Annotated in this window: 26 protein-coding genes; 21 read left to right on the plus strand and 5 right to left on the minus strand. The window is 42.4% G+C overall.

Annotated elements, in window-relative coordinates; all coding sequences use genetic code 11:
• Positions 1-10 precede the first annotated feature (10 nt).
• The 3 genes from ACTJJD_RS18045 to ACTJJD_RS18055 all read right to left on the minus strand — a co-directional run bounded on the left by ACTJJD_RS18045 (position 11) and on the right by ACTJJD_RS18055 (position 2,307).
• Positions 11-1,009, minus strand: a complete 999-nt coding sequence (locus ACTJJD_RS18045; RefSeq protein WP_024719592.1) for an inorganic phosphate transporter — start codon at positions 1,007-1,009, stop codon at positions 11-13.
• A gap of 15 nt (positions 1,010-1,024) precedes the next feature.
• Positions 1,025-1,642, minus strand: a complete 618-nt coding sequence (locus ACTJJD_RS18050) for a DUF47 domain-containing protein (protein ID WP_017359157.1) — start codon at positions 1,640-1,642, stop codon at positions 1,025-1,027.
• A gap of 206 nt (positions 1,643-1,848) precedes the next feature.
• Entirely contained in the window at positions 1,849-2,307 is a 459-nt protein-coding gene (locus ACTJJD_RS18055) for an ASCH domain-containing protein (protein ID WP_284565004.1), read from the minus strand.
• 227 nt (positions 2,308-2,534) lie between these two features.
• Here ACTJJD_RS18055 and ggt point away from each other — a divergent pair, with 227 nt between their 5' ends.
• The 18 genes from ggt to ACTJJD_RS18145 all read left to right on the plus strand — a co-directional run bounded on the left by ggt (position 2,535) and on the right by ACTJJD_RS18145 (position 19,872).
• A complete protein-coding gene (gene ggt / locus ACTJJD_RS18060; protein ID WP_035700423.1) occupies positions 2,535-4,289 on the plus strand; it encodes a gamma-glutamyltransferase in 1,755 nt (584 codons plus the stop codon).
• Positions 4,290-4,551: 262 nt separating this feature from the next.
• Positions 4,552-5,583 (plus strand): sulfate ABC transporter substrate-binding protein, encoded by a 1,032-nt coding sequence (locus tag ACTJJD_RS18065; RefSeq protein ID WP_440608728.1) that lies wholly within the window; start codon positions 4,552-4,554, stop codon positions 5,581-5,583.
• An 11-nt stretch (positions 5,584-5,594) separates the two neighbouring features.
• The gene (gene cysT, locus ACTJJD_RS18070; protein WP_440608729.1) at positions 5,595-6,440 is read left to right on the plus strand and encodes a sulfate ABC transporter permease subunit CysT; all 846 of its coding nucleotides are present in this window, start codon (positions 5,595-5,597) and stop codon (positions 6,438-6,440) included.
• A 5-nt stretch (positions 6,441-6,445) separates the two neighbouring features.
• A complete protein-coding gene (gene cysW, locus ACTJJD_RS18075) occupies positions 6,446-7,315 on the plus strand; it encodes a sulfate ABC transporter permease subunit CysW (RefSeq protein ID WP_440608734.1) in 870 nt (289 codons plus the stop codon).
• A 15-nt stretch (positions 7,316-7,330) separates the two neighbouring features.
• Entirely contained in the window at positions 7,331-8,062 is a 732-nt protein-coding gene (locus ACTJJD_RS18080; protein ID WP_017359151.1) for a sulfate/molybdate ABC transporter ATP-binding protein, read from the plus strand.
• A 240-nt stretch (positions 8,063-8,302) separates the two neighbouring features.
• Positions 8,303-8,770 (plus strand): PTS sugar transporter subunit IIA, encoded by a 468-nt coding sequence (locus ACTJJD_RS18085; protein ID WP_008346265.1) that lies wholly within the window; start codon positions 8,303-8,305, stop codon positions 8,768-8,770.
• A 50-nt stretch (positions 8,771-8,820) separates the two neighbouring features.
• On the plus strand, positions 8,821-10,194 hold the full coding sequence (locus ACTJJD_RS18090; RefSeq protein WP_007498866.1) for a PTS galactitol transporter subunit IIC: 1,374 nt from the start codon (positions 8,821-8,823) through the stop codon (positions 10,192-10,194).
• Between the two features lie 19 nt (positions 10,195-10,213).
• Entirely contained in the window at positions 10,214-10,492 is a 279-nt protein-coding gene (locus tag ACTJJD_RS18095; protein ID WP_017367077.1) for a PTS sugar transporter subunit IIB, read from the plus strand.
• Between the two features lie 62 nt (positions 10,493-10,554).
• Positions 10,555-11,001 carry a hypothetical protein gene (locus ACTJJD_RS18100; RefSeq protein ID WP_008346260.1) on the plus strand — a complete coding sequence of 149 codons (447 nt, stop codon included), beginning with the start codon at positions 10,555-10,557 and terminating at the stop codon, positions 10,999-11,001.
• The gene (locus tag ACTJJD_RS18105) at positions 10,998-12,029 is read left to right on the plus strand and encodes an alcohol dehydrogenase catalytic domain-containing protein (protein ID WP_017367078.1); all 1,032 of its coding nucleotides are present in this window, start codon (positions 10,998-11,000) and stop codon (positions 12,027-12,029) included. Before ACTJJD_RS18100 ends, ACTJJD_RS18105 begins: the two co-directional genes overlap by 4 nt.
• 180 nt (positions 12,030-12,209) lie before the next feature.
• Positions 12,210-13,193, plus strand: coding sequence for a pyruvate dehydrogenase (acetyl-transferring) E1 component subunit alpha (gene pdhA / locus ACTJJD_RS18110; RefSeq protein ID WP_008346257.1), 984 nt, complete (start codon positions 12,210-12,212; stop codon positions 13,191-13,193).
• A 31-nt stretch (positions 13,194-13,224) separates the two neighbouring features.
• The gene (locus ACTJJD_RS18115) at positions 13,225-14,205 is read left to right on the plus strand and encodes an alpha-ketoacid dehydrogenase subunit beta (RefSeq protein ID WP_026050078.1); all 981 of its coding nucleotides are present in this window, start codon (positions 13,225-13,227) and stop codon (positions 14,203-14,205) included.
• Positions 14,206-14,222: 17 nt separating this feature from the next.
• Entirely contained in the window at positions 14,223-15,545 is a 1,323-nt protein-coding gene (locus ACTJJD_RS18120; RefSeq protein WP_440608730.1) for a dihydrolipoamide acetyltransferase family protein, read from the plus strand.
• 12 nt (positions 15,546-15,557) lie between these two features.
• Positions 15,558-16,940: a dihydrolipoyl dehydrogenase gene (gene lpdA / locus ACTJJD_RS18125; RefSeq protein ID WP_281215408.1), complete on the plus strand. Its 1,383-nt coding sequence runs from the start codon at positions 15,558-15,560 to the stop codon at positions 16,938-16,940.
• Positions 16,941-16,971: 31 nt separating this feature from the next.
• Positions 16,972-17,667 (plus strand): SDR family NAD(P)-dependent oxidoreductase, encoded by a 696-nt coding sequence (locus ACTJJD_RS18130; protein WP_210552404.1) that lies wholly within the window; start codon positions 16,972-16,974, stop codon positions 17,665-17,667.
• Positions 17,645-18,430, plus strand: coding sequence for an SDR family NAD(P)-dependent oxidoreductase (locus ACTJJD_RS18135; RefSeq protein ID WP_281215446.1), 786 nt, complete (start codon positions 17,645-17,647; stop codon positions 18,428-18,430). Before ACTJJD_RS18130 ends, ACTJJD_RS18135 begins: the two co-directional genes overlap by 23 nt.
• Before the next feature lie 92 nt (positions 18,431-18,522).
• Positions 18,523-19,479, plus strand: a complete 957-nt coding sequence (locus ACTJJD_RS18140) for a sugar-binding transcriptional regulator (RefSeq protein ID WP_007498849.1) — start codon at positions 18,523-18,525, stop codon at positions 19,477-19,479.
• 63 nt (positions 19,480-19,542) lie between these two features.
• Entirely contained in the window at positions 19,543-19,872 is a 330-nt protein-coding gene (locus ACTJJD_RS18145; RefSeq protein ID WP_008358910.1) for a hypothetical protein, read from the plus strand.
• Positions 19,873-19,885: 13 nt separating this feature from the next.
• Here ACTJJD_RS18145 and ACTJJD_RS18150 read toward each other — a convergent pair whose 3' ends face one another.
• Entirely contained in the window at positions 19,886-21,211 is a 1,326-nt protein-coding gene (locus ACTJJD_RS18150; RefSeq protein WP_281215407.1) for an APC family permease, read from the minus strand.
• 329 nt (positions 21,212-21,540) lie between these two features.
• Between ACTJJD_RS18150 and ACTJJD_RS18155 the strand changes: the two genes are divergently transcribed.
• Positions 21,541-22,491, plus strand: coding sequence for a ring-cleaving dioxygenase (locus ACTJJD_RS18155; protein WP_440608731.1), 951 nt, complete (start codon positions 21,541-21,543; stop codon positions 22,489-22,491).
• A gap of 42 nt (positions 22,492-22,533) precedes the next feature.
• On the opposite strand, the gene ACTJJD_RS18160 is transcribed toward ACTJJD_RS18155, so the two are convergent.
• Positions 22,534-23,853, minus strand: a complete 1,320-nt coding sequence (locus tag ACTJJD_RS18160) for a S1C family serine protease (RefSeq protein WP_440608732.1) — start codon at positions 23,851-23,853, stop codon at positions 22,534-22,536.
• A gap of 169 nt (positions 23,854-24,022) precedes the next feature.
• Between ACTJJD_RS18160 and proG the strand changes: the two genes are divergently transcribed.
• The gene (gene proG, locus ACTJJD_RS18165; RefSeq protein WP_281215404.1) at positions 24,023-24,847 is read left to right on the plus strand and encodes a pyrroline-5-carboxylate reductase ProG; all 825 of its coding nucleotides are present in this window, start codon (positions 24,023-24,025) and stop codon (positions 24,845-24,847) included.
• A gap of 189 nt (positions 24,848-25,036) precedes the next feature.
• Positions 25,037-25,861 (plus strand): M55 family metallopeptidase, encoded by an 825-nt coding sequence (locus ACTJJD_RS18170; RefSeq protein WP_008346235.1) that lies wholly within the window; start codon positions 25,037-25,039, stop codon positions 25,859-25,861.
• Positions 25,862-25,869 lie beyond the last annotated feature (8 nt).

Consider the following 25,869-nt stretch of genomic DNA (forward strand, 5'->3'; position numbering starts at 1 on the left):
GTCTTTGATATTAGAGAATCGCATTTAACACAAAGTATATAAGTGCCCCTAGAGTTCCCGAAATCGGTAATGTGATCACCCAAGTGACAAGCATACGTTTTGCCGTACCCCAGTTGACTCCTTTTACTCTATGTGCAGATCCTACACCTAGAATAGAAGATGAGATCACGTGAGTGGTACTAACCGGTAAGTGAATAAATGTTGCACCGAAGATAATAGCTGCACCCGTTAAGTCTGCAGATACTCCGTTTACTGGACGAATCTTCATGATTTTACCGCCGACTGTTTTAATAATCTTCCAGCCGCCAATAGACGTACCTAGTCCCATTGCAAGCGCACAAGAGAATTGTACCCAGAAAGGAATGTCGTCTGTTGTATGCAAATTACCTGCAATTAAAGCCATCGTAATAATTCCCATCGCTTTTTGCGCATCGTTTGTTCCGTGGGTATACGATTGCAGTGCAGCCGTTAAAATTTGAACACGTCGGAATTGTTTATTTGTTTTTGCGAGATTGTTGTTTCGGAATAAAATTTTGATAATGGTATACACGATATATCCCAAAACAAAAGCCAGGATAGGTGAAAGCAATAGTGCTTGAATGATTTTAATGAATCCCGAATAGTTTAAAGCGCCAAAACCAGCGGAGGCAATAACAGCTCCTGCAATTGACCCGATCAGTGCGTGTGAAGAACTACTCGGAATCCCGTAATACCAAGTAAGCAAGTTCCAAGTAATGGCTGCAATTAAAGCAGCCAAAATGACGACAGATCCGTTTTGAAGTGTAAAAGGATCTGCGATGTCTTTTGTAATGGACTTCGCCACACCTGTAAATGTCATTGCTCCTAAGAAGTTCATAAACGCTGCCATAATAATAGCATGTCTTGGCTTTAACGCCTTTGTTGAAACTGAAGTAGCAATGGCATTTGCTGTATCGTGGAATCCGTTAATGAAATCAAAAGCAAGTGCACAAATGACAATAAGTATGGTAAGGATGAGTAATGTATCCATGTTTAACTAACCCCGTTACGCATTCTTCATAATGATTGTTTCTAGATTGTTGGCAACACTTTGACAGGAATCTGCGATTTCTTCAAGTGTTTCGTAAATTTCTTTGTATTGAATGACCTTAATTGGGTCTGTTTCTTTTCCAAACAAGTTCTTTAGTGATTTGCGGTGAAGATTGTCACAATTATGCTCAATCTCTTTAATTTTGATTGCGTGCGGATGAATATCTTTCAAGCGATTATCAGCCAGTAATTCAATAGTCGTTAAAATTTCTTTCGCACATTCTCTGATGTAGTGGCTGAATTTGTCGATATGTTCGTCAGAGCTTGTAATTGAATAAATTTCTAAAGTTGCTGAAAAATGCTCAATGCCGTCTAAAACATCGTCGAGGCTATTCGTCAATTGAAGAATGTCTTCACGTTCAATCGGTGTAATAAAGGCTTTGTTCAGCTCTTTAATCATGGTATGAACATGATTATCACCTTTTGTCTCATATTCCTTCAATGTGTCAGAAAATTCTTTCAGAGTGGTTTGATTTGTTACTTTATAGCTAACAAAATACTCAGCAGTTTCATCTAAATTTTTAGCAATTTCCGTTAACAAGACGGAAAACTTGTCTTTTTTCCTTTTTAACATGTAAAAACCCTCCATTGTATAAATGAGACAATGCACACATCAAATAATTATATATTCTTTTGTCGAAAAAAAACAGGTGTAGTCGAAAATTTCTTCACTTTTTCTATTTGATCTTATTCTGACCTAAAGATGTGATCTCAACTCACCTTTTTCAGAAAGGGGAAAAGAAAGCAAAAAAGCGGACCATTTTTGGCACCGCTTAAAAGTTAAGAAGCTGAATAAACAAGCTTAAATCGCTCACAAACAAGAAGCATATCTTCCTTAAATGTTAATCCGTACGGCTCAAGGGCTTCTGTGAAAAATTCTTCATGTTCTTTGTACCAATAGTCATATGAAAGATCGCCTTCACCTTCTGCTTTTGCAAATGATTCAGGAACCTCATTCATTGGCATGATATCTACTTGCGTGATCTCTATGATGGCTTTTGGTTCCTCCTGGCTGTCCAAAATGACCGCATATTGACCGGGTTTTGGAAGAGGCTCTTGTTCTTTTTCGTAAAAAAGGTATCCAGAACAAGTGGCTGTTTTTTTTCCTTGTTGTACAAGGTCAAGCAAGTGATCTGGATTTGCGCCAAATGCCCAAGCAGAAACAGAGGCGTGATCAGGAGTTTTTTCTGATTTCTTTTCCCAATAAGATTCCCAAAATAAAGTGCTTTTGTGGTTCATTCTTTTTCCCCCTTTGTTATGAGTTTATTATATCGTGAAGTTTCAAACTTGGAAGACATATGTCTTTGTTACTACGAGTTGTGCATGTCATATGTTTTGAAAACATGCGTTTTGTTTGGCAGATATAGGATGATATAATGAAAAATTTTGAAATTTTAGAATAATCTATTGTATTCTGGTCAAGAAGTCGGTAAGGTCAAAGTAAGAATATGGAAGGGGTGTTGTTCATGAAACGCATTTCTCTAACTGTTTTGTCCATATGTCTGTTTGTTTTCTCGTTTTTCCTGCCGGTCAGCCAAGTCACTGCAAACGAAACTCATGGGAATAAAGTAGCTGTTGGCAAAGATGGTATGGTGGCTACTGCACATCCGCTTGCATCGGAGATTGGTGCTGACGTATTGAAAAAAGGTGGGAACGCAGTGGATGCTGCTGTTGCCATTCAGTACGCACTTAACGTAACAGAGCCAATGATGTCTGGAATTGGCGGTGGCGGATTTATGATGGTTTATGATGGGAAGACAAAGGAAACATCCATCATCAATAGCAGAGAGCGAGCACCACAGGGCGCAACACCTGACATGTTTTTAACAGATGATGGAAAAGTGATTCCGTTTGCTGAGCGATCTACACATGGAAATGCGGTAGGTGTTCCAGGGACTGTAAAAGGTCTTGAAGCTGCATTAGATAAGTGGGGTACTCGTTCTATGAAGGAATTGATTGAGCCCTCCATTCAACTTGCAGAAGATGGTTTTGAAATTGATTCTGTCTTGGCAAATGCGATTGATGATCACCAAGGAAAATTGAAAAAAACGGCCGCAGCGCCAATTTTTCTTCCAAATGATCAGCCGCTCGAAGAAGGAGATCTGCTTGTCCAGCCAGGTCTTGCAAAAACATTTAAACTCATTGCGAAAAAAGGAAGCAAAGCGTTTTATGAAGGAAAAGTAGCAAAGGCACTTGCAAATACAGTTCAAGATTTTGGCGGGACGATGACTTCAAAAGATATCAAACGTTATGAAGTCAAGACTGACAAGCCAATCTGGGGAGACTATAAAGGATATCAGCTTGCAAGCATGCCTCCACCAAGCTCAGGCGGGGTGTTTATGCTACAAATTCTCAAAATACTTGACCATTTTAACCTGTCTCAGTATGACCCCAAATCATTCGAAAAATATCAGCTGCTTGCTGAAACAATGCACCTCTCCTATGCTGACAGAGCCGCATATGCCGGCGACCCCGAATTCGTAGATGTTCCACTAAAAGGACTACTAGACGATGATTACATTTCAGAAAGAGCCTCTCTCATTCAATTAGATCAAATGAATCGCAGCCCGAAAGAAGGAGATCCTTGGGCATATGAGGATGAGAAAAACCCATCCCCAATTGTTCCTCAGCCAGAAGATAAAACCATTGGTGAGACGACCCATTTTACTGTTGCAGATCAGTGGGGAAATGTTGTGTCATTCACCACTACCATTGAACAATTATTTGGTACAGGGATACTTGTTCCAGAGTATGGATTTTTCTTAAATAATGAACTGACTGATTTTGATGCAAGACCTGGCGGGGCAAATGAAGTCCAGCCCAATAAACGTCCATTATCAAGTATGACCCCGACGATCATTTTTAAAGATGGAGAGCCTGTCATGACTGTTGGGTCTCCTGGTGGAACGACGATCATTGCTTCTGTTTCACAGACGATTCTCAATTTACTTGAATATGACATGGAGCTACAGGATGCGGTAGAAGAGCCAAGAATCTACACAAACAGCTTAACTTCGTATCGTTATGAAGTAGGTGTCCCTCTAGATGTAAGAACAAAGTTAAATGATATGGGTCACCAGTTTGGCAGTTCCCCTATTGATATAGGGAATGTGCAAGCTTTACTGATTGATCGAAAAGCAGGGACATTTACTGGAGTAGCTGATTCAACGAGAAATGGAACTGCTGTTGGTGTCAATCTAAAGGTAGCTGCAGATCAATAGCATTTCCCGGGAAAAGAAGCGCCTCATCAAGAAGGCGTTTCTTTTTAGTTTTCATTAAAATAAAAACACAGTTGACACCTGTGAATAGTTTGAATAATATATAGACTAACATCAATCATACATAGCTGATCGGACAACCGAAGGCTCTTGGCATTGACGTACAGAACTTTTTTGTACTTCAATCGCTGAGGGCCTTTTTTGCGTATAGAACTGAAAACGGCAAGGTTGGTGTCACTATTCAATGTGAAAGGGAGCGGATAACATGAAAAAATGGATATGGATTTCTATTGCGATGACACTTTTCATCATCACAAGTGCTGCATGCTCAAATGCGAATGAAGCCTCAAATCAAAAGGGAAAGATTGAGCTGTTGAATGTGTCATACGATCCTACCCGTGAATTGTATCAGGAATACAATCAAGCCTTTCAGACTTATTGGAAAGACAAAACCGGTGAAGATGTGACGATACAGCAGTCTCATGGAGGATCAGGTAAGCAGGGGAGATCGATTATTGATGGACTCGAAGCAGACGTGGCTACACTTGCTCTTGGGTACGACATTGATGCCATTGCAGATCGAGGGCTACTTTCAAAGGATTGGCAAAAAGAATTTCCAAATCAGTCCACACCTTATACGTCTACTATTGTGTTTCTTGTGAAGAAAGGGAACCCCAAAAAAATTAAAGACTGGGATGACTTGATTCAGCCAGGTGTATCCATCATCACACCTAATCCAAAAACGTCAGGCGGTGCAAGATGGAATTATTTAGCCGCATGGGCATATGCCGATAAAACCTTTCATGGGGATGAAGAAAAAACGAAGGATTTTGTGAAAAAGTTATATGAGCATGTCGAGGTGCTCGATTCAGGTGCTCGTGGCGCCACAACAACTTTTGTCGAGCGCGGTCTTGGTGACGTTTTAATTGCTTGGGAAAATGAAGCCTATTTGACACTGCATGAATTAGGCAAAGACAAATTTGAGATTGTCAGTCCCTCCATTAGTATTCTAGCAGAGCCGCCCGTTGCCGTTGTCGACCAAAATGTGAAACGAAAAGGAACAGAGAAAGTGGCAAAGGCTTATTTAGATTATTTGTATTCTAAAAAAGGACAGGAAATTGCGGCGAAAAACTATTATCGACCAAGAAATCAAGAAGTGCTAAACAAATATAAAGATCAATTTAAAGAGATTGATATGGTGACCATTGATCAGGCATTTGGCGGATGGCGAAAGACGCAGAAAAGATTTTTTGATGATGGCGGATTATTTGATCAAATATATAGCGGACAAAAATAGGGGGCGACGTGATGAAGAAAGGCTATACTGCCGTCAATAAAAGAAAACGTGTATTGCCTGGATTCGGGCTGAGTCTCGGAGTGACACTTGGTTATGTCAGTGCGATTGTCGTGATTCCTTTATCTATGGTATTTATTTGGACGGCTTCATTAGGAGCAGAAGGAATTTGGAATGTCTTTAGTGATGCGCGGGTGCTAAAGTCGCTGCAGCTTACGGTTACGACTTCTTTTGCAGCTGCACTCATCAATGCAGGTTTCGGTGTACTGATCGCATGGGTTCTCACGCGGTACTCGTTTCCAGGAAAGAACATCCTGGATGCCCTCATCGATTTGCCGTTTGCTCTTCCAACGGCAGTGGCTGGCATCGCTTTGACGACTCTTTATTCTCCGAATGGGTGGATTGGGCAATTTTTGCATGTGAAGGTGGCATACACCCCGCTCGGGATTATTTTGGCACTGATTTTTATTGGCATTCCATTTGTCATAAGAACGGTTCAACCGGTCATTGAGGGGCTTGAGCAGGAAGTGGAAGAGGCCGCAGCCATACTTGGTGCTACAAGAAAACAGACCTTTTTTCATGTACTGCTGCCTGCCTTGTTTCCAGCGGTAATGACTGGATTTTCTCTGGCATTTGCAAGAGCACTCGGTGAATATGGCTCCGTTGTGTTTATAGCGGGAAATATTCCGTTTAAAACAGAGATTACACCACTGATGATCATGTCTAAGCTTGAGCAGTATGATTATCAAGGAGCCGCAGCCATTGCCTGTTTCATGCTGCTCTTATCATTTGTCATTTTGTTATTGATTCACGGATTGCAGTGGTTTGTCGAGCGGAAAAAACAAGTGGAAGTGAGGTGAGACGATTGGAAAGGGAGCTTCTTAAAGAGCACCGCATCAAGTACAGGAGTCCTGTGACGGAATCAAAAGCGGTGAAGCGTATGTTGATTAGTGTGGTGTATGCTTTTTTGATTTTGTTTTTACTCATGCCGTTGATTGCTGTGTTTTCAAAGGCTTTTGAGAAAGGATGGAGTTCTTATCTTCTTGCCATCTCACATCCAGACACGCTTGCGGCAATTAAATTGACTGTTTTCATTGTGATGATCACATTGCCGCTTCAAATGATTTTTGGGATCAGTGCTGCTTGGCTCATCACAAAATTTCATTTCCCGGGAAAACGTTTGTTAACAACTGTCATTGATCTTCCGTTTGCGGTGTCACCTGTCATTGCAGGACTTATATTTGTACTTTTATTTGGTTCAAATGGACTTTTAGGACCGTGGCTATTAGCAAATGGATGGAAAGTGATTTACTCTGTACCGGGGATGATTCTTGCGACCATCTTTGTGACATTTCCTTTTGTTGCGAGAGAATTAATTCCGTTTATGCAAAATGAAGGCATTCATGAGGAAGAAGCATCGCTTACGCTTGGTGCCAGTGGGTGGAAGACCTTTTTCCTTGTGACACTTCCAAATATAAAATGGGCCCTTTTTTACGGCGCCATTTTAGCAGGGGCAAGGGCGATTGGTGAATTTGGTGCAGTGTCAGTTGTATCCGGTCATATCCGCGGAATGACAAATACAATGCCGCTTCATATAGAAATTCTATACAACGAGTATCAATTCCAAGCGGCTTTTGCCGTGGCCTCTCTCATGGCGTTTGTTGCGGTCATCACATTAATCATCAAGCAGATCATTCAGCAGAGAGATCACAGGCTTGGCAAGCGTTCAAAATAAATGGAGGGATCAGCCTTGGGGATTACAGCGAAACAAATATCAAAGCAATTTGGGCAGACGAAGGTTTTGCAAAACGTGGATTTGACGATCGGAAATGGGGAATTAATATCCTTACTAGGACCATCTGGATCAGGTAAGACGACTTTATTAAGAATTATTGCAGGGCTTGATGATGCGAATACAGGGCAGATCTTATTTGGAGAACAAGATTATACTCACATTCCAGTGCGAAAACGGCAAATTGGTTTTGTCTTTCAGCAATATGCGCTTTTTCGAAATATGACGGTATTTGATAATGTGGCTTATGGATTGAAGATGAAACCTAGAGGAGAAAGGCTGCCTAAAAAAGACATCAAAGAGCGGGTGCATGAGCTGCTGAAAGTTGTTCAATTAACGCAGTATGAACACCGTTATCCAGAGCAGCTGTCAGGTGGACAAAAGCAACGTGTAGCACTCGCACGTGCTCTAGCCGTTAAACCGAAAGCTCTTCTCTTAGATGAACCTTTTGGTGCACTAGATTCAAAGGTGAGAAAAGAATTAAGACATTGGCTGAAAAAAGTTCATCAAGAATTTCAAATGACGACCATCTTTGTGACGCATGATCAAGAAGAAGCGTTTGATATCGCTGATCGTGTTGTAGTGATGAATGAGGGCAGAATCGAAAAAATCGGCACAAAAAAAGAAATGACAGAGCAGACAGACAACCTTTTTGTAGCTGAATTTTTAGATATAGGAAGCCATATTTAACAAGAAGTTGATGTGATGTAATGAAAGAGATGCGGCAAAAAGCTGCATCTTTTTTTATAAAAATTTTCCTAGGAACATTGACTTATAATTTTGAATATTATAATATCTTTACAAAGGTAACAGTATTGAACATTTTATAACACATTTGTTTGTAAGCGCTTTACAAAAGGTTCTATTTTAAAATGTTCATTCTTTTTGTTACATGTGTTCATATTTATACCAAATGAAAGGGGTGGTTGTTTGAACAGCTTGTTTGAGTTAGATCAACAGCTGATTGAGCTGCAATACGAAGCATCTTCAAGTGAGGAGGTGACTGCCTATTTAGCAGAAAGGTTAGAAACTGGAGGGTATATTAAATCGAGCTTTTTACCAGCAGTGCTTGAAAGAGAAAAAACATATCCGACCGGTCTTCCTCTTGCGACCTTTGGGGTAGCCATTCCCCATACAGATCCTGAACATGTAAACAAACCGGCGATCAGTGTAGCGACATTAAAAGAACCTGTTATTTTTCATAAGATGGGAAGCCCTCATGAGACAGTTCAAGCCAAAATTGTGTTCGTTCTGGCAATCTCTGAACCTAGTAAACAGCTTGTGATGTTAGAGAAACTGATGACGCTTTTCAGAAAAGAAGAAGTAATGACAAGTTTATCTCACATGACATCGTATGAAGAAGCCGTTGATGTACTTCAAAAAGAATTAAACCAATAGCTATTCACGACATAATGTAAGCGCTTTATTTAAAATCAGGAGGTGGATGTATGATCAAGCAAGCCGTCGATTTCATCTTAGACTTAGGGCCAACAATTATGCTCCCAATTATTATGACGTTATTCGGTATGATTTTAAGGCAAGGATTTAAAAAATCCTTCCGTGCAGGTATTACCATCGGAATTGGATTTGTCGGGGTCAATCTGGTCATTAATTTACTTGTAAGCGGTCTTGGACCAGCAGCCAAAGCCATGGTCAATTCTCTTGGATTAAAGCTTGATATTTTAGATGTCGGTTGGCCGATTGGAGCCGCCATTTCATTTGGTACACCTGTTGCCCCTTTGATGATTCCTCTTGTGCTCTTGTTAAATGTCATTTTGCTGTCTGTTAACTTTACGAAAACATTGAATGTGGATATTTGGAATTTCTGGCATTTGATTTTCGCTGCTTCTGTTACTTACTACGCTTATCATAATATGTTCTTAGCTCTTGCCGTTGGTTTAATCGTTTCTGCGATTACACTAAAACTCGCCGATTGGACGGCACCGACGATTGAACACCATTTCGGATTAAAAGGCGTATCGATGGCTCATGCTGAAACGGTCAACTTCGCTCCGCTCATGTATGCGTCAAACCGCGTGATTGATAAAATCCCTGGTCTAAACAAAATTCATGCGGATCCAGAAACTTTGAAAAAACGTTTTGGCATCTTTGGTGAACCGCTTGTGATGGGTCTTATACTTGGTATCATTATTGGTCTTCTTGGGGGCTATGATGCAAAAGGTGTCATGACCCTTGGAATTCAAATGGCTGCAGTGCTTGTGTTAATGCCAAGAATGGTTGCTTTATTAATGGAAGGACTTATTCCAATCTCTGAGGGTGCTCGTTCTTATATTCAAAAGCGTTTCCCTGGAAAAAATGTCTATATTGGTTTGGATACAGCGATTGTCATTGGTCATCCAGCGAATATGGCTGTAGCCCTTTTGATGGTGCCAATCACCATTTTGCTCGCTGTCGTTCTTCCTTACAATGGTATGCTGCCGTTTGCAGACTTATCGGTTCTGCCATTTACAGTAGTATGGGCAGTAGCAGCCGCTCGTGGGAATATTATTCGCGGCCTCATTAACAGTATTTTTACCTTAATGATTGTTTTCTTCATTGCAACGAACCTTGCACCACTCGCCACAACAATGGGGAAAGCAGTTGGTTTCGACTTCCCAGAAGGGGCAAATATGATCTCTGGTATCGATCTTGGTTCACACGTCATTCCTTGGATCATGGTAAGACTTCTTGATCCGAGCAATCCTTACTTCATTGCAGCGATTGTCTGTGCACTGGCATATGCGCTTCTTTGGTACTGGGTGCGAAATGATATTAAAAAGCAGTATGCAAAAGAAATGGGCTTAGATCAGAAAGATCAATAAACGAGCTGGAGGGATTCTCATGGCAAAAAAAATATTAGTATCTTGCGGAACGGCAGTTGCTACGTCAACGGTTGTGGCAAAAAAGGTAGAAGAGACATTAAAGGAAAAAGGATACGATGTCATCGTTGAACAGTGTAAGGCATCTGAGGTTCCGCAGAAAGCGGAGGGTGCTGATTTAATTGTAACGACAACGCCTGTTAGTGATACAAAAGGAACGCCTGTGATTCAAACGTTATCTTTTTTAACGGGATTTGGCATTGAAGATGATATTGAAAAAATTATCGATCATATTAAGTGAACGATGATTGCGTGGAGGAGCTGCGAAAGCTCCTTCCATGTCATTTGAAAGGGGGAGCTCTCATGCAGCAGCATGCTTATAGCCGAACGTCTGCCATGTTTTCTATTTTCCTTCCGGCCTTGTTAATATGTGTGTTTTTTCTCTGGTCTCTTTATACGTTGATGTCGGCAGGACCTGAGCCATTAGCTGTGTTAGGTGTCTATACGCTGCCTATCCTTATGCTTTCTAGCATCACTGGCCTGAATCAGCCAACGAATATCATGATTAGTGAAGATGAGCTGAAAATAGGTGCTTTTGGCAGGTGGCACACATATGCCGTGTCCGATATTAAAGGAAAATTGTTTTTAAAACCATATCCTCATATCGGGAAAGTATATGTCAGAGTGGGACCTGCGCGAATATTTGGCGGACGCTACTGGATTTCAAGTGAGATGAGTGAGTACAAGCAGCTCGTTCAATCCTTGCAGAGTCTTGCGACATGTGATGAAAAGGAGGATGCGGCTAAATGAAATCAGCTGTCTTTTATTCTTCAGAGGACATTCGTTACGAGGAGCGGAAGCGGCCAGCCATTGGTGACGACGAAGTATTATTAAAAATGCGTGCCTGCGGGTTATGCGGGACGGATATTTATAAAGCGACACATGAGACGGTACCTCCTGGCACAGTGCTAGGGCATGAAATCGCTGGTGACATTATCGAAACAGGCCGTCACGTCACACATGTTCAAACGGGAGACAGGGTGTATGTAGCGCATCATGTCCCTTGTTTTACATGTGACTTTTGTCAAAGAGGATTTTATACAATGTGCCCGCAATTTGCAGCCACAAATGTAGAGCCGGGCGGTTTTTCGGAATATATTCGTGTTCCTGCTTTACATGTTAAGCATACAATGGGTAAGCTCCCACATGACGTCTCATATGAACAAGGAGCGATGGTCGAACCGGTTGCCTGCTGTCTTCACGGCTTTGAAAGGGCGCCCGTTCATCCTGGAGATTCGGTCTTGATTCTTGGAGCGGGGCAAATTGGCTGCATTCAATTACAGCTTGCCAAATATTATTTGGCTGGAAAAGTGATGATCACAGACGTAAATGAGAACAGGCTCCTTCAAGCAAGAAATCTTGGGGCGGACGTCGCTTTTCATCCAGCATCTGAGCCAGTAGAAAACCGCGTCATGAAAGAAACAGATGGAAAGGGAGCGGACCTTGTCATTATTTCTGTGGGTAGTAGTGCGCTTTTAAAAGAAGCATTTCAAGCTGTCGCAAGAGGCGGAACGATTTTGGTCTTTGCTCACTTTCCGAAAGGGGATGTCTCCATTCCAGCAGAACGTTTTTTCCATGATGAAGTGAAAGTAGTCGGAGCTTATTCCTCGCATCCATACCATTATCGTGAAGCGCTGGAGCTCTTAAAAGCGAAAGTCGTTCATACAGAAAAAATGGTTACGCATCGATATCCATTAAGTCAGCTTCGTCAGGCGATAGAATGTGCTAGGCATCCAGAAGGTGAAAGCGTCAAAATCATGATGTATCCAGATGAATGAGAATGTACGAGATGGAGAGAAAGAGAAGGTCTTTGGAAAAGGGCTTTGCCTTTCTCTTTTTTTCTGAAAAAAGATGAAAACGCTTAAAAAATAAACGGAAATGCTTGACTTCAATGAGAGTTAAACGTATGATAATTACAAATGTAACACATAAGAACAAATGTAAAGGGGAGAGAAGAAATGCAAAAACAAATCACTTTGCCTGAACAGATTAGTCATGAGAAATTAGCAGATTTATATAAACAAATGTGGTTAGTAAGATATTTTGATGAAAAGGTCGATCAATTCTTTGCTAAAGGATTAATCCATGGAACGACCCATTTATGTGTTGGACAGGAAGCATCGGCTGTTGGATCTATTGCTGTGTTAAAGGATGAAGATAAGATTGTCAGTACACACCGCGGACATGGTCACTGTATTGCAAAAGGTGCAGAGGTCAATAAAATGATGGCTGAACTGTTCGGACGTGAAACGGGTTACTGCAAAGGAAAAGGCGGCTCCATGCATATTGCCGATTTAGAAAAAGGAAACCTTGGGGCAAATGGAATTGTTGGCGGCGGTATTCCGCTTGCAACAGGTGCGGCGCTCACGTCCAAGATGAAAAAGGAAGGCTTTGTGGTCCTTTGTTTCTTCGGAGACGGCGCCACAAATGAAGGTAGCTTCCATGAAGCGCTGAATCTTGCTTCCATTTGGGATTTACCTGTTGTGTTTATTTGTGAAAACAACCAATACGGCATGTCTGGTCCTGTGAAAGAAATGATCAACATTGAAGACATCTCAACAAGAGCAGAAAGCTACGGAATGCCAGGGAAAACAGTTGATGGAAATGACATGGTTGAGATCATGAATACAGTAGATGAAGCTGTAAGCCGTGCAAGAGCTGGAGAAGGGCCATCACTCATTGAAATGAAAACGTATCGCTGGAAGGGTCACTCTAAGAGTGATGCGAAAAAATACCGTACACGTGAAGAAGAGACAGAATGGAGACAAAAAGACGGAATTAAACGCTTTAAGTCACTCTTAATGGAGCTAGATGTTCTGACAGAAGAGCAGGCTGCTCGTTTACAAGAAGAAGCGAAGCAAGAGATCGAGGCATCTGTTGAATTTGCGAAAAATAGTAAAGAACCATCAATTGACACACTATTAGAGGATGTATACGCCTAATTAGGAGGGGAATCACGTGACAAACACGACAGTGAGAGAGATTTCATATTTAGAAGCCGTTCGAGAAGCAATGAGTCAGGAAATGAGAAAAAATCAAGATGTCTTCATTTTAGGTGAAGATATCGGCGTATACGGTGGCGCATTTGGTGTCACGCGCGGGATGATCGAGGAATTCGGTCCAGAACGCGTCCGCAATACGCCGATTTCAGAGGCTGCCATCGCAGGAGGCGCAGTCGGAGCGGCTTTGACAGGAATGCGTCCGATTTTAGAACTACAATTCTCTGACTTTATTACAATTGCAATGGATCAGCTTGTAAACCAAGCAGCGAAAACACGTTACATGTTTGGCGGAAAAGGGAAGGTGCCGCTTGTTGTCAGAACACCAGCAGGTTCCGGGACAGGTGCCGCAGCGCAGCACTCCCAAAGCTTAGAAGCGTGGATGGCTCATATTCCTGGACTAAAGGTGGTTCAGCCTTCAACAGCTTATGATGCAAAAGGACTTTTAAAAGCAGCAATGGATGATGACAACCCTGTCATTTTCTATGAACACAAGCTTTTATATAAAACAATCGGTGAAGTACCAGAAGAGCAGTATTCGATTCCTTTAGGGAAAGCGGATGTGAAGAGAAGCGGAAAGGACGTCACAATTGTCGCAACAGCCATTATGGTGCACAAAGCGCTCGAAGCAGCGAAGGAACTAGAAGCGGAAGGAATCGATGTCGAGATCATTGATCCGAGAACGCTCGTCCCATTAGATGAAGAAACCATTATTGAATCTGTGAAAAAAACAGGCAAATGTATCGTTGTGCATGAGGCAGTGAAACGAGGCGGCTACGGCGGAGAGATTGCCAGTATGATAGCGGAAAGTGAAGCCTTCGACTATTTAGATGCACCTATTAAACGACTTGGCGGTCTTGCCGTCCCAATACCGTACAACCCAACGCTGGAAAAAGCAGTCATTCCACAAGTGCCAGATATTATTGAAGCAGCAAAAGAGCTCGTGCGCTCTTAAGTAAAGGGGAGAAGATCATGCCAAAAGAGATATTTATGCCGAAGCTAAGCAGTACGATGGAGATCGGTACCTTGCTTCAATGGTTTAAAGAAGAAGGAGATTCGGTTGAAATCGGTGAGCCTCTATTTGAGATTATGACAGACAAAATCAATATCGAGGTTGAAGCCTATGATGATGGCGTTTTTCTAAAGAAATATTACGAAGCAGATGATCAGATTCCAGTCAATGCTGTCATTGGATATATCGGAGAGGCAAATGAGCAGGTACCGAGCGAGCCGCCAGCGCAGTCAGATGAAGCGTCTTCTGAAGACAGCGGAACGTCATCACCATCTGAACCATCTGTTTCGACTGAAGTTGAACCAGCGGTGGGTGAGAAAGTACGCGCAACACCTGCAGCGAGAAAAACGGCAAAAGATCACCAAGTTGCCATTCACGAAGTATCTGGTACAGGACCAAAAGGCAGAATTCAAAAACGGGATGTCGAAGCGGCCCTTCATACGAACGAGGAAGGCCAGCGCGTATCACCACTTGCAGGAAAAGTGGCTGCTCGTGAAGGAATCGACTTAGCGAATGTTGCTGGTTCTGGCGCTCACGGAAAAATCATGAAGAGTGACGTGAAAGCAGCAGGCGCACAAAAGGCAGAGGCTGCTCCAGTGAGAACACAAAAACTAGCCGGGATGAGAAAAGTGATCGCAGATCGCATGTCACAAAGTGCCTTTACAGCGCCGCACGTCACATTAACAAGTGAAATTGATATGACAAAAGCAACAGAAGTGCGCAAACAGCTGCTCCCAGCGATTGAAAAAGAGACAGGCTACAGATTGTCGTTTACAGAAATCATCATCCATGCGGTCAGCAGTGTCCTCACGCGCCATCCGCAAATCAATATGACGTTTGAACAAAATGAGCTCCATTTCCATGAGGATGTGCACATTGGTCTTGCGGTTGCTGTGAAAGACGGCTTAATGGTTCCGGTCATCTCTCATGCAAATCAAAAAGGGCTGAAACAGCTCACAAAAGAAGCAAAAGAAATTGGTCGAAATGCACGCGATCAAAAGCTACTGCCAGACCAGTTGAAGGGGTCTACATTTACCATTAGTAACTTAGGGATGTATGCCATTGACACGTTTACCCCAATTATTAATCAGCCGGAAGTGGCGATTTTAGGCGTTGGACGCATTCAAGAAAAACCTGTAGTGATCGATGGAGAAATTCAGGTGCGGCCAATGATGGGCGTCAGTTTATCATTTGATCATCGAGTGGTAGATGGTGCACCAGCAGCAGCCTTTTTAACAGACCTTAAAAAAGTGCTTGAACAACCATTTGAATTGCTAATGTAGGAGATGAATCGGATGACAAAAACGTATGATCTGACAGTCATTGGCGGAGGGCCTGGCGGATACACTGCCGCCCTTCAAGCCGCTGAACGTGGACACAAAGTTGCATTGATTGAAGAGGATTTTCTAGGGGGGACTTGTTTAAATCGAGGCTGTATCCCTTCAAAGACACTGCTCAAACATGCAGAAGTCATTGAATCCATTGAGAAAGCAAAAAGCTGGGGAATCGAAACAGGTGAGATGGTTCTTTCCTTCGATAAAATGAGAAAACGTAAAGATGATGTCATCGAAAAACTCAGGGGCGGAATCGCCTTTTTATTAAAGCAAGGAAAGATTGATGTATATAACGGCAGAGGCACAGCTGTGACAAAAAATCGCATTGACATTGAAAAACAAGATGGGTCAGAAACGATTGAAACAAAAGAGCTGATCATTGCCACTGGCTCATCACCTGCTATTCCGCCTATTCCAGGGCTCAAAGAGATTCAATTTGACACAAGTGATACGATCTTTGACATCCCAGATATTCCTGCATCTGTCGTCATCATTGGTGGAGGTGTAATTGGTCTTGAGCTGGCATGCATCTTCCAGAGTCTCCAATCAAAAGTCACCATTATAGAAGCCGCTCCGTCGATTATTCCGCAGGAAGATGAAGAAGCGTCGAAATTGCTAGAAAAAGAATTGAAGAAAAAAGGCATCCATATTGCAAAGAAAACGACGGTGACAGAGGTAACAGAAAGCGAAGGAGTCAAAGCGATTCATGCGACAGACGATAAAGGAGAGACGCACATCTTTACGGCTGAAAGACTGCTAGTTTGCGTCGGAAGAAGACCAAATGTCTCTGCTGTCAGTCAGCTTGATCTTCAGCTGGATGGTCCTTTTATTAAAGTAAACGATGAGATGAAGACAAGTACTGAAGGTGTATATGCAATTGGAGATGTAGCCGGCGGCTATCAGCTCGCTCATGCGGCGATGGCAGAGGCAGCTGTTGCGGTTAGCAATATATGCGGCGAGCCTGAAAGAATGAATCACGACATCATTCCTAGATGTATTTATACATTGCCAGAGGTAGCGAGTGTTGGACTGACTGAGAAAGAGGCGAAAGCGAAAGGGCTGAACGTGCGGGCAGAGCGATTTGATTTAGCTGCAAGTGGAAAAGCGTTGGCAGCAGGTGTTCAAACCGGCTTTATTAAACTCGTGTACGATACCGTATATGGTGAAGTCATTGGCGCTACAATGGTTGGTCCGCATGTAACGGAGATGATATCAGAGGCTTCCTCATTTATGTATTTAGAAGGAACAGCTGAAGAGATGGCCAAAATGATTCACCCGCATCCAACCATCTCAGAAGGCTTTTATGAAGCAGCTCTTGATATTGTGAGTAAGCTGAGAAAATAAATGCCAAACAAGGGATAGGGAGGAGATCCGTGTGCACGTCCAGCTTCATCAGAAAGTGGCACTTGTGACAGATAGCACAGATGGATTTGGAGAAGCCATCTGCCTGGCTTTGGCCCAGGCAGGTGCACATGTTTTCATACACGCTTTTGGTGATGAATCAAAAGCAAAGTCGATAAGCGAAGACATTGAAAAATTAGGCGGCCAATCGACTGTTGTCATCAATCCGCTTGAGACACCGCGTGATGCTACGCTTATGCTAAGACAAGTCATCGATACATGCGGCAAGCTTGATATTTTAGTCAATCAAGCCGAGCAAAAAGCAGATGAGGAGATTGATGACGTAAGTCCTGAGATATGGGTCGATGAAGTGGAAAGATCCGTAAATACAGTCTTTCTTTCCAGTCAAGCCGCTGTGTGGCATATGGTGGATCAGAAGCAGGGCTGCATCATTAATATTTCCTCATCAGGCAGCATAACAGGTGATGGCGGGATCTCACATGCTACATCAAATAGTATGTTGAATGCCATGACAAAAGGATTAGCGCGCGAATTTAAAGACAAAGGCATCCGGGTATTGGCACTACTTCCGCCGCCTCTCCATTTGCTTACTGACAAAGAGCAAATCAAGGAGACGGTGGCTCATATGACGGTTTTCTTAAGTACATCGTACGGTGCATTTACAGATGGAGCAGCAATTATGCTTGATGGGGGTGAGAGCGCTGGCTAATCAACAAAAACCAGTTCTCATCGTAGGTGGCGCCCAAGGAATCGGCAAAGAAATTGCTCAGCGTTTTTTAAAAGAAGGGCATCGTGTAGCTGTGTCAGATATAGATGAACAGGGACTTTCGCTTTTAAAACAGCAGCATCCTCAGCTGCTGACGTTCCAAGCTGACGTTTCATCGTGGGAAAGTGTTCAGCAAATGGCGTCAGCAGCTGAAAGGGAGTTGGGTGGCATTGGGCATCTTGTCTATTCAGCAGGAATGACGAAATCCCTTCCTTTTTTAGAGGTTGATTTTTCACTTTGGAAAAAGACACTGGCTGTGAATCTATATGGTCTTTTCTATTGCATCAAAGCATTAGCACCCTCTCTATGTGAGCGGAAAGAAGGCAGCGTTGTCATTATTGGATCAGGATCTGCGATAACAGGCTCTGGCGGCGGCATCCAGTATTACGCGTCAAAAGCCGGGGCATTTGGTCTCATGCGTTCGCTTGTAAAGGAATTGGGTTCTCATCATGTCCGCATCAATGTCATTGCACCGCGCGTCATTGAATCTCAGATGCTTGATACGCTCTATCCGACTGAGCTTGAGAAAAGTCAGCTTCGATCCCTTATTCCTATCGGGAGATTAGGAAAACCAGAAGATATTGCTGGAGTCACTTTATTTCTCGCAAGTGACGAGGGAAGCTATTTGCACGGACAGATACTCTTATTAGATGGCGGGAGAACGTATCAGCCTAAATATAGCGAGGGAAAAAGAGCGGAGAGTTAATCGCTCTTTTTTTATTTTCATAACAATTGTTCCAATTAGAAACGAATGTTTGGTATACTGGTAATCATAGTATATTAAAAGGATGATGTCACATGCTGAATTGGGAAGAAAGACGACAGCTCGTCAAGGTTGCTCATCTTTATTATACAGACGGGTGGACGCAGCAGGAGATTGCAAAAAAGCTCAATGTCTCAAGACCAGTCATTTCAAAGCTCTTACAAAAAGCAAAAGATGTGGGAATCGTTGAAGTGTACATTAAAGACGAAAGTATTCATACAGTGGAACTTGAAAAGCAGCTGGAAACGACCTTTCAATTAACGGATGCTGTCGTTGTCCCAAGTGTCGGGACAATGTCTGAGATGGTCAAACGGGCAGTCGGTCAAGCGGGCGCCTATTATCTTTCTAAAAACATGAAAGGCGCTGAGAAAATCGGTATTTCATGGGGAACCACACTTGCCGAGCTAGTGAAGGAATATCCATTTGAGCGAAGAAACGATGTCAAAGTCATTCCTTTAGAGGGCGGAATGGGCAGGCAGGCAGTCGACATTCACGCGAATCAGCTGGCATATGAGCTGGCAAAGAAGATGAATGGTACGTGCTCCTATTTATATGCACCTGCGATTTTAGAAACAGAAGAATTAAAAGAGCGGCTGATGGCGATGCAGGACATAGAAGCTGTGCTTGAAGAAGGCAGAAATGTTGATATTGCCCTGATCGGTATTGGGAATCCGCATAAAGGCTCTACATTGAAAACAGTCGGTTATTTAAAAGAAGAAGATTTGTCTGGTTTAAGGCAATCAGGAGCTGTTGGTGATATTGGTTTTCGTTTCTTTGACGGGGAAGGGAAACCAGTCCAAGATGAGCTGAACCAAAAGGTGATTGGATTATCGTTAGAACAATTAAAGAGCGTGAAAAAAGTCATCGCAGTTGTGGAAGGAACCCATAAGGCTGAAAGTATTTTAGGGGCTTTAAACGGCGGCTTTATTCAGGTGCTCGTCACCGATGAATTGACTGCGGCAGCTATTTTAAAGGAAGCATCTGTCCAATAAACAGCTGACAGCCATCGTATTGTATAAAAAGAGCAACATCAAACGAGAAAGGAGCTGTGTATCTTGAAGAAAACCGAAATGGAAGCAAACCTACACTGTACTCGGTGCCAAGAAGAGACCCTCCACAGCATCGTTTATGTGAATGATCAGATGAAAAGCGTTGAGTGTACAGAGTGTCATCAGAAGATCAGTGTGCAAGTCGACATCATGAAGGAATTTTACAAAGAAGTGTATGAAAAAATTGCCACAAAGCCGAAGCGGATGACGCAGGAGTATAAGGCGAATCTGAATGGATTTATTTCAAGACTCCCCATCCGGGTTTTAAGTAAGCCATACCGGCTGATGAGATATTTAAACGAATCTTATAAGGTCATTAAGCAATATAAAAAATAAAGCAGAGGCTGTCTTAGCGCTCTGCTTTATTTTGTGTTTTTTTCATGTAGTAATAAATCGGCAGTCCAGCAATGCCGATCAGCATGGAGATCAGGCAGCTTTGCCAATCGGTGATCATGGTGCTGATTAAGACAAAGAAAGAGCCAATAATTGCAATGATCGGTGTGAGCGGGTAAAGTGGTACGCTATAAGCGCGCTTCATTCCCTTGTTTTGTTTTCTTAGCTTAAAGACAGCGAAAAAGGCCATCACATAAAAGATGTAAATCATGAAAATCGAAACTTCTGACAGCTTCTCGGGATTACTGACGATCATAAACACAATGGCAATCAAAATCTGTACAAATACAGCGATCCAAGGTGTTTGAAAAGTAGGATGAATGCGTGAAATGGCTTTGGCAAACGGAATTTGTTTTCGTTCTGCCATCGCAAAAATGACACGCGGGAACGAAAGAACCTTTCCATTCAAACAGCCAAAGATACTAATGATGATTCCGATACTAATAATTTTACCGCCAATTGGACCAAAGAGCATTGTAGCAGCTGTGCTTGTTGCATTTTCACCTAGTTGAACGATTTGATCAGCTGGTAACACATGCAAAAGGGCGATGTTAATAAAGAGATAACATGCTGTGACAATTAAAATACCGCCTGCCATCGCGCGAGGAAGCAGTTTCTCTGGATTTTTCATTTCACCACCAAGCGCTGCAAGCAAAATCCAGCCATCATAGGCGAATAGTGTTGCCAAAATTGCTGCACCGAAGTTCATTTGTGCGATACTCTCATTGACGGCTGTGAAAATATGTTCATTTCCTTTCCATAAGCCAAACACAATAATTGCTGCAATTGGAACAAGTTTTCCGATCGTGGTCAGTCCTTGGACAAAACCACCATATTTCGTTCCCATGATGTTGATTACACATAAAAAGAGAACGGTGATAATGCCAATGGTTGTAGCCCATATAGATGAAAGAGAAAATAAATTAGCTAATAATGAACCAAAATAAAGACCAAGAGCACCAATAATCGCTGGTCCGTAAATAATAATTTGCACCCAGCCACATAAGTAGCCCCAAAATTCACCGTATACTTCTTCAAGATAGGCATATAAACCGCCAGTACGTGGGATTTGTGTACCAATTTCAGCGACTGTGAGTCCGCCTGCAAGGGTTAAGATCCCGCCTAACAGCCATGCGAATAAGGCGATGCTTGAGCTTCCTGAATAAGAAAGGACGTTGCCAGGCTTCATAAAAACGCCAGATCCAATAATTGTTCCGATGACAAGAGATAGGGCAAAAAATAAGCCGATGTCTTGTTTTAACGCTGGTTGTTCTTTGTTCATTACACACGACCTCCTGCATCACTTTCGTACGTTAGTGTGACATGTATTTTGTTCATTGTAATACGATTTTAGGAAAACAAGAATTAAAAAAATTTTCTGATTTTCGTATTTGTATTTAAAAGTGTTCGTTTATTGGAGATATTAGGATGAATGTTATCTTAAAAGCGAACAATATAAGAATATTTTTGATGTAATGTTAATTTAATGAGCGAAAACCGAACATCCAATAAAGATGCAGCCGAATGGTTGACTTTTCTTCTAAAATGACCTATTTTATTCATAAGGATATTATCTTGAATTCGAGATATTTTATATTAGGAGTGAACACAATGAAAATAAATGGGATTCACCACGTATCAGCACTAACAGCAAATGCTCAGAAAAACGTTAATTTCTACCGCCAAATCCTTGGCTTAAAACTGGTGAAAAAAACAGTCAATCAAGATGATCCATCGATGTATCATCTATTTTATGGAGATGAGGTCGCCTCACCTGGTACAGAGCTGACGTTTTTTGAAATACCGATGCTCGCCCGCCGGCTGGACGGAACAAATGCGATCTCACGCACAGGTTTGATTGTCACTTCAGAAGAGGCACTCACTTTTTGGGAAAAGCGTTTTGAAGAAAAAGGTGTAAAGAAAGAAACAGCTTCTTTAAGAGGTGGCAGACCTGCCTTGAAATTTACAGATCCAGAAGGACAGAAGCTGTTTTTGACTGTAGAACCAAGCGTGCAAGATGGAGCGAAGCCGCCAGTGCATGATGAGATTCCTGCTGATTTTGCGATCAGAGGTTTGGGACCAGTAGAATTAACAGTCGCAGAAGCAGATAAAACGATCAGTGTGTTAACGAGCATCCTTGGTTTTACAGAAAAAGCACGTGAACAATCAAATGATGGGGAAATCGTGACGATTTTTGAATCAGGACAAGGCGGAGCTGGAACAGAGATTCATGTCATTGAAAAAGCAGAAGGACCTGTTGAGCGATCTGGCAGAGGGAGTGTTCATCACGTAGCTTTTCGTGTAGCGGACGCAGAAGAGCTTGAAAAATGGCATGATAAAATAGCCAAAGCCGGTTTCACCAACTCTGGTGTTGTAGAACGTTTTTATTTCAAAGCCCTATATTTTAGAGAGCCAAACGGCATTTTGTTTGAAATCTCAACAGACGGCCCGGGATTCACAGTGGATGAAAGCGTGGATGAGCTTGGTGATCAATTAGCACTTCCACCATTTTTAGAGCACAAACGAGCAGAAATTGAACAAAGATTGGTCCCAATCAAGTGAACATGAAAAAAGCAGCTCAATTTTTATGAGCTGCTTTTTTCGTTAAGAGCTGACTTGCTTTGATTCAGATTGTGTTAATGTCACTTGTTTTGTTTCTTCTGTTCCATTACGAACGATTGTGATGCTGACGGTATCTCCTACTTTTGCATTCGTGTAAAGCTCGTGACGTAATTCACTGCCGGTTGTCACTTTTTTGCCATTGATGGCGGTGATGACATCCTCTGTCTTTAATCCAGCTTTGGCAGCAGGTGAGCCAGCAGCGATTTCTTTTACGTACACGCCTTTATCCAGCTGACTGCTTGTCAGTCCAAGCGTTTCCTTCTGATAAGCATCTGGTACTTGTTCGAGATCCAGCATGCTGATACCGATATAAGGTCGTTCGATTTTTCCTTTTGTGAGAAGCTGCTCTGCAATTGGTTTGACATCATTGATTGGGAGCGCAAACCCGATACCTTCCACACCTGTTTCAGAAATTTTCATACTGGTGATCCCCACAACCTTTCCGTCTGTTGTTAACAGCGGTCCGCCGCTGTTGCCGGGGTTAATGGCTGCATCTGTTTGGATGACATTAATACTGCTTTCGCCAGCTGATGTATCCATAGAAACTGTTCGATCGACACCGCTGACAATTCCTTGCGTTACTGTTCTTGATAAATCTTCACCAAGCGGATTTCCGATTGCGATGACGGTTTCTCCTGCACGAAGGGATGAGGAGTCTCCAAGTTCAGCGACTTTTGTAACGCCACTGCTACTAATTTCCACGACAGCAAGATCAGTTAGCGGATCAGAGCCGACTACTTTTCCTTCCACTGTCTTGCCATTATGCAAGGAGACTGTTAATTTACTTGCTCCTTCAATCACATGGTTGTTTGTTAATACATAGGCTTTACTGCCGGATTTTTTAAAAATAACCCCTGATCCGGTACCGCTTTCTTGCTCTTGACTGCTGCTGTTTTGATTTTGCTGTGATCCATCAAAAGGTGTGTTCATATCGCCAAAATCTGTGGTTGTTTGACTTTGTGTTTGATAGTTTGTAATGCCGACGATGGCTTGTGATACGTTTTCGACCATACTGGAAATACTGCTGGTCGAATTGGATGTTTGTGACGCTGTTGTTTTTGACGAATTTGTACTTGTATCATTTGTCGATACAGCGGCTGTTTTCGTTGACGAATCAGTTGAATGATTTTCTGAATGCTGAGCATATGGAGTTAGAACGTAAACACCTAACGCTAACGTACCGCCTACAATCCCACTGACAAATGGCTTCAGCCAGCCACTTGGCTTCTTCTGCTTTTTTTTCGGCTGTTCAATGGTTTGTAATTCATAAGAAGTGTGTTTTTCATCTTTGTGTTGTGTCATTAAGATCACTCTCTTTCATCGATTTTTACATGTATGTGTTCAAGATGTTTGACTGTATGTGGTGGATACTGACTTTATCGTAAGAAAAAAGTGTGGGATAAAAATGAAAACATTGTGGGAAATTGTTAAAATAAGTAGTGAATCTAAGCAAAATAGAGGAGATTAAACTGTGGAGACTATTGGAATCATTGGATATGGAAGCATGGCAGATATGATGGTGCAAAAATGGCTGGACAAAGGAGTACTTCATGCCAGTCAGTTTATGATCCATACAAGAAGTGAAACGGAGCGGCTGCAACAGCTGAAAGAGAAGAACCAGCATGTCAACATTTGCTCTTTAGATGACATCTCTGCATCATGTGATGTCGTGTTTGTTTGTGTACCACCGCTTGCTGTACTTGATGTCATAGATCAGCTGAGCCCCGCAAAGACATCTCTTCATATCGTATCAGTGGCAGCGGCTGTCACGTTAGACAAATTAATGCAACATACGAATCAGCCGGTTTCTAGATACATTCCCACTTTGACATCAGCCGTAGGGACGGGTGTATCCCTTGTGGCGTATGGTGAAACCGCTGGGCAGGAGGCGCAAGAACGGCTCCACCACCTGCTTTCAGCTTTTAGTATCGTCAGGGAAGTGGAAGAGGACCGGTTTGATGCGGCGAGTAATTTGACAAGCTCTTCCCCAGGCTTTATTGCAGCAATCTTTGAAGAAATGGCGAGAGCCGCTGTTCGGAATAGTGAGCTTTCTTTAGAAGAAGCCTATGAATTTTTAACATATGCGCTGCTAGGAACAGGTCAGGTTCTTGTTGAACGCGGACTGACATTTGCTGAAACGGTGAACAGGGTCGCAACAAAAGGCGGGATTACAGGAGAGGGGGCTGCAGTCATTCAGCAGCAGGCACCGCAAATGTTCGATGACTTGTTTACACAAACGATGAAAAAATATGCGCAGCTAAAATCGCAAATCGATGAAGCAGACAAACACCACTAAAGACATAGCTAGTGGTGTTTTTTCTGTAAAATAAATCCTTTCGCATCAATGCTTTTGACCTGTATTACCTGAGTCTAATTTCCTTATTTTCAGACATTGTATTGAAAAATCAATCAAGTTCTCATATAATTTTTTAGAAAATTTAGAAAAATATACACAAATTTTAAGTTTAATTAAAGGGGGATGGGGATGAAGCTCTATTTATCAGTCGATATGGAGGGAATTACTGGTCTAGCTGATCATACATTTGTTGATAGCCGCCAGCACAATTATGAGCGCGGGAGAAAAATCATGACAGGTGAAGTGAACGCCTGTGTAGAAGCTCTTCTTACACATGGGGCGACCGATATTTTAGTGAATGATAGCCATTCTAAAATGAATAATCTGTTGATTGAAGAATTGCATGAGGAAGCATCTCTCATATCAGGTGATGTAAAGCCTTATTCAATGGTCCAAGGATTAGATCAAACGTATGATGCCGCTGTTTTTTTAGGCTACCATGCGAGGGCATCAATGAAAGGTGTGATGTCTCACAGTATGATTTTTGGTGTCAGACATTTTTACATAAATGATCATCCGATTGGTGAAATGGGCTTTAATGCGTATGTCGCAGGCTATTATGGTGTTCCGGTCATTCTTGTATGCGGAGACGATCAAGCGGCACTTGAAGCAGAAAAGCTAATGCCTGGCGTGAAAACAGTGGCGGTGAAAGAAACCATTTCAAGATCTGCTGTGAAATGCTTAACACCAGCGAAAGTGAGCACCCTCATCTCGCAGCAAGTGGAAGCTGCCATGAAACAAATTCATCAAATGAAGCCGCTCACGCCTCCTGAGCAGCCAGTGCTGAAAATCGAGTTTGCCAATTATGGACAAGCCGAATGGGCGAATTTAATGCCGGGTACGGCCATCATCGAAGGGACAACAACGGTGACGTACCAAGCAGAGAATATATTAGAAGCCTACCAAGCGATGCTTGTCATGACAGAGCTTGCCGCACGTACAACATTTTGTTAAGCGAGGGG

Source organism: Bacillus sp. 22446 (genome assembly GCF_052044955.1).
In the GTDB taxonomy this organism is placed as follows: domain Bacteria; phylum Bacillota; class Bacilli; order Bacillales; family Bacillaceae; genus Bacillus; species Bacillus altitudinis.

Excerpts from the sequence above, each read along its gene's own strand:
- ACTJJD_RS18050 (WP_017359157.1), bottom strand. The coding sequence starts at position 1,642 with ATGTTAAAAAGGAAAAAAGACAAGTTTTCCGTCTTGTTAACGGAAATT.
- lpdA (WP_281215408.1), top strand. The coding sequence starts at position 15,558 with ATGACAAAAACGTATGATCTGACAGTCATTGGCGGAGGGCCTGGCGGA.
- ACTJJD_RS18095 (WP_017367077.1), top strand. The coding sequence starts at position 10,214 with ATGGCAAAAAAAATATTAGTATCTTGCGGAACGGCAGTTGCTACGTCA.
- ACTJJD_RS18045 (WP_024719592.1), bottom strand. The coding sequence starts at position 1,009 with ATGGATACATTACTCATCCTTACCATACTTATTGTCATTTGTGCACTT.
- ACTJJD_RS18120 (WP_440608730.1), top strand. The coding sequence starts at position 14,223 with ATGCCAAAAGAGATATTTATGCCGAAGCTAAGCAGTACGATGGAGATC.
- ACTJJD_RS18065 (WP_440608728.1), top strand. The coding sequence starts at position 4,552 with ATGAAAAAATGGATATGGATTTCTATTGCGATGACACTTTTCATCATC.
- pdhA (WP_008346257.1), top strand. The coding sequence starts at position 12,210 with ATGCAAAAACAAATCACTTTGCCTGAACAGATTAGTCATGAGAAATTA.
- ACTJJD_RS18170 (WP_008346235.1), top strand. The coding sequence starts at position 25,037 with ATGAAGCTCTATTTATCAGTCGATATGGAGGGAATTACTGGTCTAGCT.
- ACTJJD_RS18105 (WP_017367078.1), top strand. The coding sequence starts at position 10,998 with ATGAAATCAGCTGTCTTTTATTCTTCAGAGGACATTCGTTACGAGGAG.
- ggt (WP_035700423.1), top strand. The coding sequence starts at position 2,535 with ATGAAACGCATTTCTCTAACTGTTTTGTCCATATGTCTGTTTGTTTTC.
- ACTJJD_RS18135 (WP_281215446.1), top strand. The coding sequence starts at position 17,645 with ATGGGGGTGAGAGCGCTGGCTAATCAACAAAAACCAGTTCTCATCGTA.
- ACTJJD_RS18155 (WP_440608731.1), top strand. The coding sequence starts at position 21,541 with ATGAAAATAAATGGGATTCACCACGTATCAGCACTAACAGCAAATGCT.
- ACTJJD_RS18100 (WP_008346260.1), top strand. The coding sequence starts at position 10,555 with ATGCAGCAGCATGCTTATAGCCGAACGTCTGCCATGTTTTCTATTTTC.
- cysT (WP_440608729.1), top strand. The coding sequence starts at position 5,595 with ATGAAGAAAGGCTATACTGCCGTCAATAAAAGAAAACGTGTATTGCCT.
- ACTJJD_RS18160 (WP_440608732.1), bottom strand. The coding sequence starts at position 23,853 with ATGACACAACACAAAGATGAAAAACACACTTCTTATGAATTACAAACC.
- ACTJJD_RS18150 (WP_281215407.1), bottom strand. The coding sequence starts at position 21,211 with ATGAACAAAGAACAACCAGCGTTAAAACAAGACATCGGCTTATTTTTT.
- ACTJJD_RS18090 (WP_007498866.1), top strand. The coding sequence starts at position 8,821 with ATGATCAAGCAAGCCGTCGATTTCATCTTAGACTTAGGGCCAACAATT.
- ACTJJD_RS18055 (WP_284565004.1), bottom strand. The coding sequence starts at position 2,307 with ATGAACCACAAAAGCACTTTATTTTGGGAATCTTATTGGGAAAAGAAA.
- ACTJJD_RS18140 (WP_007498849.1), top strand. The coding sequence starts at position 18,523 with ATGCTGAATTGGGAAGAAAGACGACAGCTCGTCAAGGTTGCTCATCTT.